General features: G+C 53.0%; 16 protein-coding genes. 7 read left to right on the top strand and 9 right to left on the bottom strand.

The window, feature by feature from the left end; genetic code table 11:
• Positions 1-14: 14 nt before the first annotated feature.
• The 3 genes from QZ279_RS14360 to QZ279_RS14350 are packed head-to-tail and all read right to left on the bottom strand — an operon-like array spanning position 15 to position 3,049.
• Positions 15-773 (bottom strand): glucose 1-dehydrogenase, encoded by a 759-nt coding sequence (locus QZ279_RS14360; RefSeq protein ID WP_293452077.1) that lies wholly within the window; start codon positions 771-773, stop codon positions 15-17.
• A 24-nt stretch (positions 774-797) separates the two neighbouring features.
• A complete protein-coding gene (locus tag QZ279_RS14355) occupies positions 798-1,616 on the bottom strand; it encodes a glutathione S-transferase family protein (RefSeq protein ID WP_293452075.1) in 819 nt (272 codons plus the stop codon).
• Positions 1,613-3,049, bottom strand: coding sequence for an aldehyde dehydrogenase family protein (locus QZ279_RS14350; protein WP_293452073.1), 1,437 nt, complete (start codon positions 3,047-3,049; stop codon positions 1,613-1,615). Before QZ279_RS14350 ends, QZ279_RS14355 begins: the two co-directional genes overlap by 4 nt.
• 221 nt (positions 3,050-3,270) lie before the next feature.
• Here QZ279_RS14350 and QZ279_RS14345 point away from each other — a divergent pair, with 221 nt between their 5' ends.
• From QZ279_RS14345 to QZ279_RS14340, 3 genes are all read left to right on the top strand, one after another.
• A complete protein-coding gene (locus tag QZ279_RS14345) occupies positions 3,271-4,056 on the top strand; it encodes a GntR family transcriptional regulator (protein WP_293452071.1) in 786 nt (261 codons plus the stop codon).
• 218 nt (positions 4,057-4,274) lie between these two features.
• The gene (gene nrtS / locus QZ279_RS15810) at positions 4,275-4,532 is read left to right on the top strand and encodes a nitrate/nitrite transporter NrtS (RefSeq protein WP_366513985.1); all 258 of its coding nucleotides are present in this window, start codon (positions 4,275-4,277) and stop codon (positions 4,530-4,532) included.
• A gap of 675 nt (positions 4,533-5,207) precedes the next feature.
• Positions 5,208-5,330: a hypothetical protein gene (locus QZ279_RS14340; protein ID WP_293452069.1), complete on the top strand. Its 123-nt coding sequence runs from the start codon at positions 5,208-5,210 to the stop codon at positions 5,328-5,330.
• A gap of 131 nt (positions 5,331-5,461) precedes the next feature.
• Here the strand turns inward: QZ279_RS14340 and QZ279_RS14335 are convergent, their stop codons facing one another.
• Genes QZ279_RS14335 through QZ279_RS14320 form a run of 4 tightly spaced genes read right to left on the bottom strand, consistent with a single transcriptional unit; the run spans position 5,462 to position 8,817 of the window.
• Positions 5,462-6,346: an amidohydrolase family protein gene (locus tag QZ279_RS14335; RefSeq protein ID WP_293452067.1), complete on the bottom strand. Its 885-nt coding sequence runs from the start codon at positions 6,344-6,346 to the stop codon at positions 5,462-5,464.
• Positions 6,343-7,398, bottom strand: coding sequence for a 4-oxalomesaconate tautomerase (locus QZ279_RS14330; RefSeq protein WP_293452065.1), 1,056 nt, complete (start codon positions 7,396-7,398; stop codon positions 6,343-6,345). Before QZ279_RS14330 ends, QZ279_RS14335 begins: the two co-directional genes overlap by 4 nt.
• Positions 7,391-8,083 carry a 4-carboxy-4-hydroxy-2-oxoadipate aldolase/oxaloacetate decarboxylase gene (gene ligK, locus QZ279_RS14325; RefSeq protein ID WP_293452063.1) on the bottom strand — a complete coding sequence of 231 codons (693 nt, stop codon included), beginning with the start codon at positions 8,081-8,083 and terminating at the stop codon, positions 7,391-7,393. Before ligK ends, QZ279_RS14330 begins: the two co-directional genes overlap by 8 nt.
• A complete protein-coding gene (locus tag QZ279_RS14320) occupies positions 8,080-8,817 on the bottom strand; it encodes a PIG-L deacetylase family protein (protein ID WP_293452061.1) in 738 nt (245 codons plus the stop codon). The genes ligK and QZ279_RS14320 overlap by 4 nt, the downstream gene beginning before the upstream one ends.
• A 107-nt stretch (positions 8,818-8,924) precedes the next feature.
• Between QZ279_RS14320 and QZ279_RS14315 the strand changes: the two genes are divergently transcribed.
• The 4 genes from QZ279_RS14315 (at position 8,925) to QZ279_RS14300 (ending at position 12,486) form a co-directional block, all read left to right on the top strand.
• Positions 8,925-10,139: a LysR family transcriptional regulator gene (locus tag QZ279_RS14315; RefSeq protein ID WP_293452059.1), complete on the top strand. Its 1,215-nt coding sequence runs from the start codon at positions 8,925-8,927 to the stop codon at positions 10,137-10,139.
• Between the two features lie 129 nt (positions 10,140-10,268).
• Entirely contained in the window at positions 10,269-10,676 is a 408-nt protein-coding gene (gene ligA, locus QZ279_RS14310) for a protocatechuate 4,5-dioxygenase subunit alpha (RefSeq protein ID WP_293452057.1), read from the top strand.
• Positions 10,676-11,545, top strand: a complete 870-nt coding sequence (locus QZ279_RS14305) for a class III extradiol dioxygenase subunit beta (RefSeq protein ID WP_293452055.1) — start codon at positions 10,676-10,678, stop codon at positions 11,543-11,545. Before ligA ends, QZ279_RS14305 begins: the two co-directional genes overlap by 1 nt.
• A complete protein-coding gene (locus tag QZ279_RS14300; RefSeq protein ID WP_293452053.1) occupies positions 11,542-12,486 on the top strand; it encodes a Gfo/Idh/MocA family oxidoreductase in 945 nt (314 codons plus the stop codon). The genes QZ279_RS14305 and QZ279_RS14300 overlap by 4 nt, the downstream gene beginning before the upstream one ends.
• A gap of 28 nt (positions 12,487-12,514) precedes the next feature.
• On the opposite strand, the gene QZ279_RS14295 is transcribed toward QZ279_RS14300, so the two are convergent.
• Positions 12,515-13,504 carry an aldo/keto reductase gene (locus QZ279_RS14295; protein ID WP_293452051.1) on the bottom strand — a complete coding sequence of 330 codons (990 nt, stop codon included), beginning with the start codon at positions 13,502-13,504 and terminating at the stop codon, positions 12,515-12,517.
• 345 nt (positions 13,505-13,849) lie between these two features.
• Positions 13,850-14,162, bottom strand: a 313-nt coding sequence (locus tag QZ279_RS14290; RefSeq protein WP_293452049.1) for a glutathione S-transferase C-terminal domain-containing protein, incomplete at its 5' end; no start/stop codon positions are given.

Raw genomic sequence — 14,162 nt, 5'->3', positions numbered from 1 at the left:
TTTTTGACATGGGATTACAAATTTATCTTTCCGCCATCGACATTGATCGTCTGGCCGGTGATGAAATCGCTGTCGGATGAGCACAAGAACACGAGCGTTCCAAGCAAATCTTCAGGCACCATTTCGCGCTTGATCGAGCGGGAATCGACTGTGGGCGCACGCGCACGGTCCCATTTGTCTTCGTCGCGGATAGAGCTGCTTTCGGTCAGGCCAACGGCAATCGCATTGATCTGAATATTCTTGTCGCCAAGCTCGCGCGCATGGCCTCGGGTCAGGCCGATCACAGCGGCCTTAGAGGCGGTGTAATGTGACAAACCCGGAGGGCCGTAATAGAATGTGCCAGAGGCAATGTTGACGATCTTACCACCACCCGCGCGCATCAATGCAGGAAGCGCAGCTTTGGTTGACTGATGAATCGAGCGCGTGTTGACCGTCATCACCTTGTCAAACTCGTCATTTTCGATCTGAAAGAAAGGCTTGAGCTCTAGGTTCGCAAACAGTCCAGCATTGTTGACGACAATGTTGAGAGCACCGAATTCGCTTTCGGCTTTTGCCACCATCGCGTTCAGATCATCATCCGACGTCACATCAACAATCATGCCAATTGCTTTGCCACCTGTTGCTGCGTTGATCTCGCCGACCACTTCTGCAGAATCCAGAATATCTGTTACGATAACATTAGCACCCTCAGCGGCCAATTTCTTTGCATATTCCGCGCCAATACCACGCGCTGCACCAGTGACGACTGCGGTTTTTCCGTCTAAACGACCCATGTGTCTTCTCCCTTAACTTTGTTCTTAAATCTCAATCTCAAGGATAGCGGCGACTTCTGGCCAACTCTTGATCCCGTTCTCGCGTAGATCATTGGTCAGATCTTCCGGCACCCAATTAATGAAGCATGGCTTGAAATGCTCGCGCGCTTCAATGGCGTTGAACCAACGCTCCACATTGTGCAAGCGTCCGCCCTCCCACATGCCGCGCATCGACATCATCGCGAGACGATTGACGTAGGGCGTGAGGGCGATATCCGCGATGGTGAACGTGTTGCCAACGAGCCAGTCATTGCCTTCTAGCGCCTTTTCCATCTTAAAGAGATAGCTGTCATAGAGCTTGACCTTCTCCACTGCACCGCGCGCATCAAAGCCATGGCGAATGATTGCGTCTTTGAAGCTCTTCCAATCAGACGTGACAGAAAATTCAGGCGTTGAAGCAAGAAACTTCTCAGTGCCCTCTTTGCCAAGTTTGCGCAAAACCGTGTGGCGGTGCGAGCAAAGAAAGGTCATCGCGCCACAAGCGGGGTGCAGGTCTTCATCCACAGCCTTCGTCCAATAGCGCGCCTGCGCGCGCAGATAAGGATCGCTGGGATGCACCGAAGTTTCGGGCGCTATCTGATCCAGATATTCAACGATCACCGTGCTGTCTGGAATAATCGTCCCATCATGAACGAGTGTAGGCACAACAGCCTTTGGGTTGATCGCGCGATATTCATCCGTGAACTGCTCGCCTGCGAGAATGTCGATGTATACACCCTCCCATTCAAGCCCTTTCTCCGCCATCGCGAAGCGGACTTTAGCAGCACAAACGGAAGATCCGTGATGATAAAGTGTAAACGTCATAGTTGCACCGTCACCCATTTGAGTTCTGTCATTGCTTCCATATCCGCGTCTGTGCCTTCCCGGCCTACCCCGCTTTCGCCATTCCCGCCGAATGGCACGTGTGCTTCGTCGTGAATGGTAGGCCCGTTGATGTGGCACATGCCTGCGTTGGAATTGCGCACGAAGTGGAAAGCTTTATCGATGTCTTTCGTAAAGAGCGCAGACGACAGCCCGTATTCAGTGTCGTTCGCTTTCTCTAAGCCCTCTTCATAGCTATCAATCGGATAGATCGCGGTGACAGGCCCAAAGGTCTCAGCTCGGCAGACTGTCATGTCCTCGGACACTTCGGTAAGGAGCGTCGGCTGACAGCGATTGCCCTCCCATTCGCCGCCGATCACGTTCGCACCCTTAGCGCGCGCATCGTCGATATGGCTCTTGATGCGTTCACGCTGGCGTGGCGAAATGGCGGGTGCGATGACCGTATTTGGATCGCGCAGATCGCCCATGCCAAGCTTTCCGATAATGAACGAGAACCGCTTGACGAACTCATCGTACAAAGGTCGCTCCACGTAAAAACGGCTCGACGCGATGCAGGCTTGCCCCGCGAACATAAACACAGAGCGCGCAGCAAGCGGCATGACCTTATCAAGGTCCGCATCCGCGAGGATGATCGTCGGGCTTTTGCCGCCAAGTTCCAGCGTGTTTGGCGTTTTGTTCTTCGCGCAAATCTCGTTTATATGCTGGCCCACGACAGTGGAACCAGTAAAGGTCACGAAATCGATGTCCTTGTGGCTGGTCAGATCATCGCCAATCTCAGCACCCATGCCTGTCACGACGTTATAGACACCCTCGGGGATGCCTGCTTCTGCGACGATCTCGGCGAATATCAAGCTCAAGTGCGGCGCCATTTCAGATGGTAAGTGCACAACCGTATTCCCCACCGCCAATGCGTTGGCGACCAAGCGTGTCGTCTTGATGAGCGGGACATTAAACGGCGTAATCACGGCAACCACACCTAGCGGTGCGCGGATCGACATCGAGAACGTGCCCGGCCGATCAGAGGGGATCGTCTCACCGCGCACATTGCGGCACATGCCGGCCGCGGCGCGGATCATCGTCAGGCCTTTTGTGAACTCGAACATCGCCTTTTGAACGGGCGAGCCAATTTCATCGATCAAACAATCCACCAGATCTTTCTGGCGCACTTCCATGATTTCAGCGACGCGCAAGAGCCAGCGCTCTCGCTCTGTCGGCGTGGTCTCTTTGTAGGATGTGAATGCAGCTTTCGCCGCCGCGACCGCATTGCGGATATCCTCACCCGTCCCCTTCGCCGCATGTGCGTAGTGACTGTCATCGAGGGGGTTAAGCACCTCGAACGTAGCGCCACCTGTCGCGTTAACCCATTTGCCTGCAATAAAGTGCTTCAGGGATTTAATGTCAGTCCCACCATCCATGGAAAGGCTCCTTTTATCATACGACGCAAACCGCTTGTTTAACGTTCAAAGGACTTCTTAGGATCCCAAAAACATGCCCCATACAAGCATCGCGCTAGATTCTATGTGTTTGAACCTATATAACGATCACTAAGGATCCCAAATCAAGTAAAATCGTCAAAGCCTAACAGCTTTCAGATCGAAAGCTTGACTTTGGGATCCCAAATAAGGTGAATGGATCTATGGAATCTATCGATACAGAACTTGCCGCACGTATTCGCCATGACATCGTGCTGGGCAACTATGGTGAAGAAGAACGCATTTCTGAGGCGCGTTTGTGCGATACGCATAACGTTTCACGCACACCCGTCCGTCTTGCTTTGCGTATGTTAGAGCACGAAGGCTTAATTCGGCGAAGCGAAGGGCGTGGGTATTTTGTAAACGCACCCAAAGTAAACGACGTGCTTCAGGCCGTACAAGTGCGCGGCCATCTTGAGAGCCTCGCAGCACGGCTGATGGCGCAATCGCCTGGGCGGCACAACACGCTCCCGATACTGGAAGCCGCGATTGATGAAATCGACCGGCTTGTGTCTGCGGGCACCATGAATGATGTGTCCATACGCGCGATGCAAAAGCAAAACGCCGTGTTTCACAAGACGATTTTAGACTGCTGCGGCAATGACTTTATCGGATTTACGTGTAGCCGCATCAGTCACATGCCCATGCTAGAGGTCGGCGCGATGGTGTTTGATCGACAAGTTCTTTCGACCAAAGAAGGTAAAGAGCGGAGCAATTTCCGTCTTCAACTTGGAAATTCCCAGCACAAAGTGATTTTTGAGGCCATTCAAAGTGGCGATGTTGTCCGCGCCGAAGGCGTGATGCGGGAACACTCAAACACGATGGTTGAGTACATCAAGGTCTTTGAGAAACGCAACGAGGAGCTCACGATCAAGGATCTGATCGGATATTCTGGCATCAGTGTCACGCGTCACGAACGCGCAGAGACCGCTCAAGAGACCGTGATATAAAAGAAGAGACTTACATGCCCGCATATCCCAAATTAATCGCACAAAACGCGCCTTCGGCAGACAATATCCTGCGTGATTTTCGTCAAATCTCGACCTTGCCGATCACCACAATCACATAAGCGCATTGCGCAACAACGCAGACCATACATTTAGTGCGCCAACGCGAAACTACTATCTGCTAGCCGCCAAAAAATTAGAGGCACAATTGGGATAACAAGATGGAAACGCATCAACGTTCTTTTCTCTGGCTGGCAAAGCAACCTTCAGTCGTCAAACGAGCCACAAAAATAGCAATATTTGTTGGTATCGTGCTTGCAACAATCAACCATGGTGACGCGATTATGTCCGGCACATTGTCTGGAACAGGGATAATTAAAATCCTCGTAACATTTTGCGTACCGTATTGCGTATCAACCTATTCTTCTGTTCTTGCAATTAGGGAACGCTCCCAGATTGTTCTCACGTTACAGCATTGAAAACTCAGACAAGGGCATTGCCAACTTGTTTTCACCCCATCGGAATGCAGCCGGCCCGCGCTCATGGAGCGGCCATTTCGAGTGTGTAATCATCCCAAAGGTCGAATGCACCGAATCTTGTTGCACAGTGACCAAAACCATCCGATCGATTGGGAATCTATGGGCACAGTACCCGTTGGGATCAGTCATTACATCCACAAAGATGAATAGATGTATGGCTCGTCTTCGCGAGTCTCACAAGTTTGAGTAATGTTGCTCGAAAAACCGAACCGTAAACACACGCACAGCCCCAAGCCTAAAGAAACAATGAGATGTAAAAGTCCATCCGTATCGCCAGATATCGCGAGGTATAAATGGAAAAAATAGAGCGCAAGAAGGCTAAAAAATAATTTCATTCTACCCAACCTCAACGCAAAATTTGCTAGCTCAGAAAAATCAAAAAACTCTGATAAACAGAGCACAGAAGCTGACCCTGCGTTCAACCTGTGCAGAGCTCTTTACCAAAGAACAATACCTATCTCAGCTGCTCGCCTCAACCAAAAACGTGAAGCGAATTTGCTTCATCACCAAATGTGTCGCTATATTACGACTTCGTATTGCTCTCACAATACAAGAACTTTAACTAATTTTGCAGGTAATTCGAAAAAATTTCAAACTCAATCGCAGATTTCAACAATGATGTTCAAATCGTTCGGTTCAGCCAACGTTACTTTGGCTGACACTGAAGTTGCTCAAGCGATCCGAGAAGCACAATTCGACCTGTCATGGTTGTCGAGTTTCGAGCAAATTAAAGGGTAATTGTATCGATTCCACAGAGCGTTCTCAACCCTTTACCAAATTTTTGAGACCCGAATTCCTGAAAATGTACAGTGAAATATCTCAGCACATTATGATTTTGATGAGTTCGCGCTCTACCCTATCGTCCATGCTTATCCCCAATAAAGCCGCGTTGGGTTTGTAACTAATAATTTGTGTTGTTGTTCGGCGCTCGGCGCAATCCGCAGTATGTAGTCCACCAACGCACCATCATCCGGCATGTGCGATTTCATGTTGGGGTGAGGCCAATCAGTGCCCCACAACACGCGGTCTTCGAACAGATCTACGATGTGTCGATAGTAGGCCACCACATCTTCATAGGGCGGACCAGCAACAGTTAGGCGTTCAGGACACGTGACTTTGGTCCAAATGTTTTCGTTTTCGGCCATGAGCAGAGTAAAGCGTTGGAAGTCGGGATGTTCGACGCCTTTGGTCACATCGGGACGACCCATGTGATCGACGACTATAATGCCTGGCAATCGTTTGAGGAACGGCTCTAGTTCCTCCAGATCAGCAGCCTCGAAATAGACAACGATGGACCAGCCAAAGTCCTGGATTTTCTCCGCAATCTCGATGAACACCTCTTTTGGGGTCGCATCGACAAGTCGTTTCACAAAGTTAAACCGAACCCCGCGCACGCCTGCCTCGTGCATTTCTGCAAGCTCTTCGTGAGTAATGTCCGACCCGACGCTTGCAACACCGCGCGCAAGATCGCCTGCAGAGCGGCACGCATCGACCATCGCACTATTATCTTTGCCGTGACAGGTGGCTTGCACAATCACGTTGCGGGAGAAACCAAGATGATCGCGCAGCGCATAAAGCTGAGCCTTACCAGCATTGCACGGCGTATATTTACGTTCTGGCGCGAAGGGAAACTCTGGCGACGGTCCAAACACATGGCAATGCGCATCCACCGCACCTGCGGGCAATTTGAAGTCAGGCACTTTGGGATTTGGATGAAATTCAAGCCAATCCGCATCCATTTTCTGCTCAGTCATACGAATATTTCCCCATCCATCAATTTACGCGCCGTGCGCAAGATCGCTGCCTCTTTCACAGCGCTGCTTGGCTCCAAAGTCGCCACCACCGTCATTTCGCCGCTAGGGTGTTCCACGGACAAAGTGCGCTCTGCCCCTGCCCCTCGCGCAGCCAAATTGTAGGCAGGCGCACCTTCGATCAAACACGCCGTTGCAACGCTCACAGCACCAAGTACACCAATCGTTTTATGGCAGCGATGCGGAATAAATGTACGCGTGCTGATCGCCCCGCCTGCTTTGGGAGCGCTGACCATCGTCATTTTCGGCACGGATTTTTCACTGACATCGCCGAGGTTCATAAGTGGTCCACATTTCAGGCGGATCGCTTCGAGCTTCGCACGAAGCGCTTCATCCGCCTCTAAATCCTCAGGCGCTTCGTCGCCCGAAATCCCCAAGTCCGCCGCACGCATCACGACGCAAGGCATGCCATTATCGATCATCGTAACCTCAACGCCATTAACCACATCCATCGCATTTCCAGTCGGCAACAAAGCACCGCAAGACGAGCCAGCCGTGTCCTTAAACGTCAAAGGCACCGCCGCCGCGCCGCCCGGAACACCGTCGATTTGCGCGTCACCCTTGTAGCTGACTTTACGCTCCGGCGTTGCGATCCGCGCCACTGCGGCTTGGCCTGTATTTTCCATGAATATCGCGACAGATGTTTCGCCGTCCTGAGCCGTCACCAAACCCCTCTCAATCGCAAATGCGCCGACACCTGCAAGGATGTTTCCGCAATTTTGTGCATCTGTTACAATCGGTTGATCAACGAAGACCTGCAAAAACAGGTAATCTACATCAATCCCCTCGCGCGTCGATTTGGAGACAACCGCGACTTTCGAGGTCAAAGGATCAGCGCCGCCCATCCCATCAATCTGGCGCAGATCAGGGGAGCCCATTGCGCGCAGCAAGACAGCGTCGCGAGCAGCAGTGTCAATAGGCAGATCGTCCTTCAGGAAATACCCCCCTTTAGACGTCCCCCCACGCATCCACATGCAGCGAATGCCGTCAGACATACTTCAAACCCTTCTCAACCAAACGCCCCCGCATATTATAGATGTCGAGCCCTAATTCACCCGCTTCAAACTTGGCACGCTTGGCCCCTTCATTCGCTTCGCGCGCCTGCGCTTTTTCCAACACATCCGCCGCCTCTTCTCGGCGCACAATGCACACGCCATCATCATCAGCGACAATGATATCACCGGGGTTCACCAAAGCGTCCGCGCAGACAACTGAGATATTCACAGAGCCAAGCGTTTCTTTGATCGTACCTTGTGCATGGATCGCTTTCGACCAAACTGGAAAACCCATTTCCTTGAGATCAACAACATCGCGCACGCCCGCATCAATGATCAAACCACGACAGCCCCGCGCCATCGCAGAGCTCGCCAATAGATCACCAAAATAGCCCGCGTTGGATGGCGTGGTCGTGCCAAGCAACATCACATCACCCGCCTGCAACTGCTCAATCGCAACGTGGATCATCCAATTGTCACAAGGTGGCGCAAGGATCGTTACAGCCGATCCAGCAATCCGTGCACCCGAATAGATCGGGCGAATGTAATCAGCGAGCAAACCTTTGCGCCCCTGCGCTTCGTGCACAGTTGCAACGCCGCATTTCGCCAAACCGTCGATAACCGCTTGATCCGCACGCTGTATATTTTGAACGACGACGCCCGTCGTACCTGCCTGAATGCTCATTCGAGTTCATCCACGGTGCGTGGGAAGACCGTCTCAAACCCTTCAGCATATTTCGCGACGCGTCCGCCCGCCATGCCGCCAGAGTTGCGGCGGAAGTGGTTCGCCCGATTTTCAGCTACGTTTTTGTAGAAGTTCCACAGGTGCTCTTGGCCTTGCATGCACTGGATCGCTGCCCATTTTTTATCCCAAGCATCGGTGATGTCGAGGAAGGTCGTTGGCTTCCATTCCATCTGTTCCGTCTGATGCGGCTCGAACAGGTAAAGCTGTGGCGCGCCGAGCACTTTTTGGCCGGGATTGTGACCCCAAGCCTGCGCGATCATCCGGCACTCCAATGCAAATGTTGTCGTGTTCATGTGATCCGTATTGTACGGGTCCCACTTGGAGTGCGACATCATGAATTGCGGCTGGATTTCGCGGATCACATCGACCATACGGTCTTGCGTCTCGCGCCCCAGATCAAGCGGGTAATCCCCAACATCAAAGAAACGAATGTCGTTAACACCCAACGCTGTGGCGGCGTTTTCAGCTTCTTTGCGGCGTTCGGTCTTTACCCGCTCAAGCGTCATGCCCTCTTGCTTCCAAAGCTTCGCGCTCTCGCCGCGCTCACCGTAGGACAGACACACAACCGTAACCTCATACCCTTTGGCTTGGTGCAGCGCGATGGCACCGCCCGCGCGCCAGACGAAATCGGCGGAATGTGCGCTGATCACCAGCGCTGTTTTTTTATCAGACATGAAGATGCTCCCCTTAGGTTCGCTTTGAGGCAAAGCATAGTCGCATCGCATCCAAATTGCCTATTTCGAATTGAGACAATAGAATAAGTAAAAGCTATAGAGGCATCATGCAAAGCAGTTTTCCCAACATTCGACACATACGGGTTTTCTTGGAAACAGCGCAAAGCGGGTCTGTCTCGCTCGCAGCGGCGCGCTGTCATCTATCGCAACCTGCGGCCACCCAAGCGATCAAGCAGCTTGAGCTGGATTTTGGCACGCCTTTGCTGATCCGTCGTCGCAAGCATGCCGCCCTCACACCTAGCGGTGCGCTGTTCGCACACAGAGCAGCAAACGCGATGCGGCATTTGAACGAGGGCGCAAATGCCGCGCGGCGCGAAACCGGTGCGAAAGCGCGTGCATCTTTTGAAACATCCGTGACAGCCGCGCAGCTACGCAACCTGATCGCCATCGCCAACGCGGGCAGTTTCACAGTTGCCGCCCATGCGCTTGGCCTGTCGCAACCCACGGTGCATCGCACCGCGCGCAGCTTAGAAGCGGTCGCAGGCACGCCGTTTTTCATCGCGCGCAGTTCGGGTGTGCGCCTCACCCCCGCCGCCGAAAGTTTTGTGCGTGGCGCGAAACTGGCGCAAAGCGAAGTTCAGCAGAGCATTGCGGAAATTAGCCAAGAACTTGGCCGTGAGCGCGGCATATTTGTACTTGGCAGCTTGCCACTTGCGCGCACAACGATTGTTCCAAAAGCCATTCATGCGATGGTCAGCCGCTTTGATGGCTTTCAAATCCGCGTTGTTGAAGGGCGTTACACAGAGCTGATACGCTCCTTGCGCGAGGGGGATATCGATTGCCTCATCGGTGCTTTGCGTAACCCTGCACCTGCGGATGATATCTTGCAACAACCGCTGTTTGAAGACGCATTGGCCATCGTTGCACACCCGACACATCCACTTGCCAAACGACGTAATCTGCAAATAGAGGACACGTTAAGCTACCCTTGGATCGCCCCGCCAAAAGACACGCCCGCTGGGCAATATCTGTTCGACACGCTCGCGATTGACGAGCGGCCCAACACGCCTGTGCGCGCTGTTTCCTCGTCCATGGCCGTGCTGCGCGGAGTCCTGGCGCAAGGGCCTTATATCTCAGTGGTGTCGCGCCATCAGATCAAGATCGACGAAGATCTTGGCGTCATTTGCACCCTTGATGTGGCTTTGGAAGGCCATCTGCGCGAGATCGGATTGACCTATCGCAACGGATGGACACCAACCCCAACGCAAAAACACTTCATTGATTATCTGCGCCAATTAAGTGCGTCAGAGGCAAATATTTAGCCAACAAAGCACCACGACTATAGCTTTTTCCAATATTGCTAAGTGCAATCGAATTGGCGAAAGTCGCGCAAAAGATGTTATGCCAAGAACAGACAACGCAGATGGGCAACTAATGAGGAGGCATACCCAATGGCTTTGAAAAAAGACTACGAAGATATTCCCGGCACGTTCGTTTTCGACGCGGACAGAGGGCGCGAAGGCTATCAGCTTAACCAATTTTGCATCTCTCTGCGGCTGCAAAAGAACCGGGATACCTTTGGCGAGAACGAAGAAGCCTACCTTGATGGCTACAAGATGACCGATGAGCAGCGCCAAGCAGTGCTGGATCGCGATTGGAACCGTCTGCTCGAACTGGGTGGCAACATTTATTACACCAGTAAGCTCGCGGCGAATGACGGTATTAACTTTCAGCAACTTGCAGGTCTGATGACAGGCATGGGCAACGATGCCTACCGCGCGATGATGGTCGCGGGCGGACGCTCGCCCGAAGGCAATCGCTATCAAAGCGAATGGGACGACAAAGAGGGGGACGCATAATGGCGCGTATCACAGCAGGCGTAGGGTGTTCGCACGTTCCAGCCATTGGCGTGGCGATGGATCAGGGCATTACAGAGCAGCCCTACTGGGAACCGGTGTTCGAGGGTTTCGAGAAATCCCGCGAATGGATGAAAGAGCAGAAAGCAGACGTGGTCTTTCTGGTCTATAATGATCATTGCACCGTGTTTGATGCGTCTTGCATTCCTACCTTCGCGCTTGGCTGCGGCCCTGAGTTTGCGCCCGCAGATGAAGGTTGGGGGCCTCGCCCCGTGCCTGTGGTGAAGAACCACCAAGTGCTGGCAAGCCATATCGCACAATCGCTCGTGTTGGATGAATTCGACATCACCGTGATGAATGAGATGGAAGTCGATCACGGCCTGACCGTCCCCATGTCCGTCATGTTCGGCGACAAAACAGTTGATGACGAATGGCCCTGCCTTGTCATCCCGCTCTGCGTTAACGTGGTGCAATATCCGCCGCCCACAGGCAATCGCTGCTACAATCTTGGCAAAGCCATCCGCCGCGCGGTGGAAAGCTTTGATGAAGACCTGAACGTGGTTATCTTTGGCACAGGCGGCATGAGCCATCAGTTGCAATACAAGCGCGCGGGTTTGATCAATAAGGAATGGGACGAACAGTTTCTCAATCGCCTGACCTCTGATCCTGTGGCTTTGTCTCAGACCCCGCATGTTGAATATCTGCGCGAAGCGGGATCCGAAGGTGTGGAAATGGTCATGTGGCACGTCATGCGGGGCGCGCTGGATGACGAGGTCGAGGAAGTGCACCGCCACTACCACGTGCCTGCCTCAAACACTGCCGTCGGGCATATTATTCTAGAGAACGTTAAAGATCAGGGAATGGCCAAATGAGGATTTGTGTTGCAGGCGCATATGGCGCGTTCGGATCCAAGCATCTAGAGGCCCTCGATGCCATCGACGACGTCAAAGTCACCGCAGTGATGGGGCCAACGCAGGCGAAAGTGGACGCTGTTGCAAAGGATCGCGGCATCGGTTTCGCCTCCACTTCGCTAGAGTCCTGCATCGCGCGCGATGATGTTGACGCCATTATCTTAGCTACGCCCACGCAAATGCACGCGGATCAAGCGATTGCTTGCATGAAAGCCGGCAAACCTGTGCTGATCGAAATCCCAATGGCCGACAGCCTTGAGGACAGTCAGCGCATTTGTGACGTTCAAAAAGAGACGGGCGTTTTGGCGATGGCGGGCCAAGTGCGCCGCTTTAACCCTTCGCACCAGTGGATCAAGAACAAGATCGACGCGGGTGAATTGAACGTGCAGCAGATGGATGTGCAGACCTATTTCTTCCGCCGCAGCAACATGAACGCCAAGGGCGAGCCGCGCAGCTGGACGGATCACCTGCTTTGGCATCACGCGTGCCATACTGTGGATTTGTTCCAGTACCAGACGGGCGAAGTGCCCACGCAGGTTTATGGTTTAGAGGGTCCGCATCATCCAGAGCTTGGCATTGCGATGGATATGTCTATCGGGATAAAAACCGCGTCTGGTGCGATTTGCACGCTGTCACTGTCGTTCAACAATGATGGTCCGCTTGGCACGTTCTTTCGCTATATTTGCGATCAAGGCACCTATTTGGCGCGCTATGACGATCTATATGATGGGCACGAAAACCAGATTGATTTGAGCGATGTGACCGTATCGAGCAACGGGATCGAGTTAATTGACCGCGAGTTCATCGCCGCAATCAAAGAGGGACGCGCACCCAATGGCTCTGTGCACGACACACTCGATGCAATGCGCACGCTAGATCGGATCGAAAAGTTGTTTAACTAGATTGTAGGGCGCACTCATAAGTGCGCCCTTAACAATAGCGCTCTGGTCCAACCCATTGCGCGGCGGAATAGCGATCCCCATGCGCCCAGCCAACTGGCAAAACGGCCTCAATTCGCGCGATGTCCTCAGCGCTAAGATCAAGCGCGCCGCCTTTGGCAACTTCGTCGAGGTGGGCAATGTGGCGCGTGCCGGGGATGGCAACAACCTCTTCCCCTTGATGCAACACCCACGCAATCGCGAGAGTGGCCGCCGCGACCCCCATATCCGCCGCAAGTGCGCAGAACTTTGCGCTATAGGCGAGGTTTGCGCTGATGTTGGGTTCCATAAAACGCGGGTTATTTGTGAGAAACGGCAGTGTTTGCGCTGTCTCACGGCTATGCGGACGATCCGTGAGCAAAGCACGACCGACAGGCGAGAACGCGACCAAAGACGCGCCAATCGCTGCGCAGGTTTGCTTTACACCCAACTCGGGCGCGCGGGTGGATAGGGAATACTCAGACTGCACCGCAGCAATGGGATGTACCGCATGTGCCCGACGTAAGGACGAAGGCGCGATTTCTGAGTAACCAATGGCCTTGATCTTTCCCGCTTTGACGAAGCCCGCCATTGTTTCTGTCACCTCTTCGATCTCGTGACGGGTATCGCGACGATGCACATAATAGAGATCAATCGCTTCGACCCCGAGCCGTTTCAGGCTCTCGTCAAGCGACTGGGAAAGATGCTCAGGTGAGTTATTAAAGCGGTGCTCAGGGTCGCGCGTGATGCCAACCTTGGTGGCAATCGTGAAAGGCGACACCCCACCACGCGCGCGCAACCAGTCGCCAATTACAGTTTCAGAGCGCCCCATCCCGTAAGCGTTGGATGTATCGAGATGAGTGATCCCGAGGTCAAGGCACGCGCCCAGAACCTTGGGGGCATTCGCATCATTCGCGGGGCCATAGAAATCGGTGAACGACATCGCGCCGTAACCGACTGCACTTACAATCGGGCCATCTTGTCCAAGCTTCCGCGTCTTCATACCACTTGCCTCCTAGGTTGTATGCACCTCGGAAAATACTTGAAAAACTTACGATTTGCCACTTGAATCAGAGCACGCCACTATTTTGAAGCGCCGTTATTTCTGACGCATCCTCATCTTACCAACGACACCGAAGAGCCAGTTGATTTGACCAAATTTCTCAGACCTCATAATGTGTAGTGGTCCGGCAAAACTGGACAGCGTGCTAACATGTATCCAACCTTGAAGACAGAATACAGAAATGACGAAGAGACGCAGTTTTTCAGACAAGTTTAAAGCTACGGATGCGCTTGAGGCGCTTCGTGGAGATCGCACGGGCCAAGAGATAGCAGTCAAGCACAAGGTTCATGCGACGCAGGTGAAACTCTCGGGCAAGCTCATTGAGCTCGGCATATAATCCCCAATCGCTTTGACGTAAGTGGGGCGTTTCTGCCACTGCGCGACATAGGCGAGGAAGTTCGGGTAGGCTTCGAACGGAAAATCGTTCCACCGGAACAGAGCGTATTGCGGGATCAAGGCGATATCCGCCATCGTCATCTTGTCGCCTAAAATCCATTCATGCTTAGCCAGTCGGTTGTCCAATTCGGCAAACATATTGTCCGTTGTCATATAAAGTTGGACGTCAGAGCGGATTGAGTACCGGAGGCTCTGGTTCGTT

The sequence above is a fragment of the Planktotalea sp. genome (genome assembly GCF_018607965.1).
Lineage (GTDB): Bacteria > Pseudomonadota > Alphaproteobacteria > Rhodobacterales > Rhodobacteraceae > Planktotalea.
This window is presented reverse-complemented; position numbering and strand designations above follow the sequence as displayed.

What these genes read in the sequence shown, in the direction of transcription:
- nrtS (WP_366513985.1), top strand. Translation starts at nt 4,275, where the DNA reads ATGGAAACGCATCAACGTTCTTTTCTCTGGCTGGCAAAGCAACCTTCA.
- QZ279_RS14335 (WP_293452067.1), bottom strand. Translation starts at nt 6,346, where the DNA reads ATGACTGAGCAGAAAATGGATGCGGATTGGCTTGAATTTCATCCAAAT.
- QZ279_RS14295 (WP_293452051.1), bottom strand. Translation starts at nt 13,504, where the DNA reads ATGAAGACGCGGAAGCTTGGACAAGATGGCCCGATTGTAAGTGCAGTC.
- QZ279_RS14355 (WP_293452075.1), bottom strand. Translation starts at nt 1,616, where the DNA reads ATGACGTTTACACTTTATCATCACGGATCTTCCGTTTGTGCTGCTAAA.
- QZ279_RS14345 (WP_293452071.1), top strand. Translation starts at nt 3,271, where the DNA reads ATGGAATCTATCGATACAGAACTTGCCGCACGTATTCGCCATGACATC.
- QZ279_RS14320 (WP_293452061.1), bottom strand. Translation starts at nt 8,817, where the DNA reads ATGTCTGATAAAAAAACAGCGCTGGTGATCAGCGCACATTCCGCCGAT.
- QZ279_RS14315 (WP_293452059.1), top strand. Translation starts at nt 8,925, where the DNA reads ATGCAAAGCAGTTTTCCCAACATTCGACACATACGGGTTTTCTTGGAA.
- QZ279_RS14330 (WP_293452065.1), bottom strand. Translation starts at nt 7,398, where the DNA reads ATGTCTGACGGCATTCGCTGCATGTGGATGCGTGGGGGGACGTCTAAA.
- QZ279_RS14300 (WP_293452053.1), top strand. Translation starts at nt 11,542, where the DNA reads ATGAGGATTTGTGTTGCAGGCGCATATGGCGCGTTCGGATCCAAGCAT.
- QZ279_RS14340 (WP_293452069.1), top strand. Translation starts at nt 5,208, where the DNA reads ATGATGTTCAAATCGTTCGGTTCAGCCAACGTTACTTTGGCTGACACT.
- ligK (WP_293452063.1), bottom strand. Translation starts at nt 8,083, where the DNA reads ATGAGCATTCAGGCAGGTACGACGGGCGTCGTCGTTCAAAATATACAG.
- ligA (WP_293452057.1), top strand. Translation starts at nt 10,269, where the DNA reads ATGGCTTTGAAAAAAGACTACGAAGATATTCCCGGCACGTTCGTTTTC.
- QZ279_RS14360 (WP_293452077.1), bottom strand. Translation starts at nt 773, where the DNA reads ATGGGTCGTTTAGACGGAAAAACCGCAGTCGTCACTGGTGCAGCGCGT.
- QZ279_RS14305 (WP_293452055.1), top strand. Translation starts at nt 10,676, where the DNA reads ATGGCGCGTATCACAGCAGGCGTAGGGTGTTCGCACGTTCCAGCCATT.
- QZ279_RS14350 (WP_293452073.1), bottom strand. Translation starts at nt 3,049, where the DNA reads ATGGATGGTGGGACTGACATTAAATCCCTGAAGCACTTTATTGCAGGC.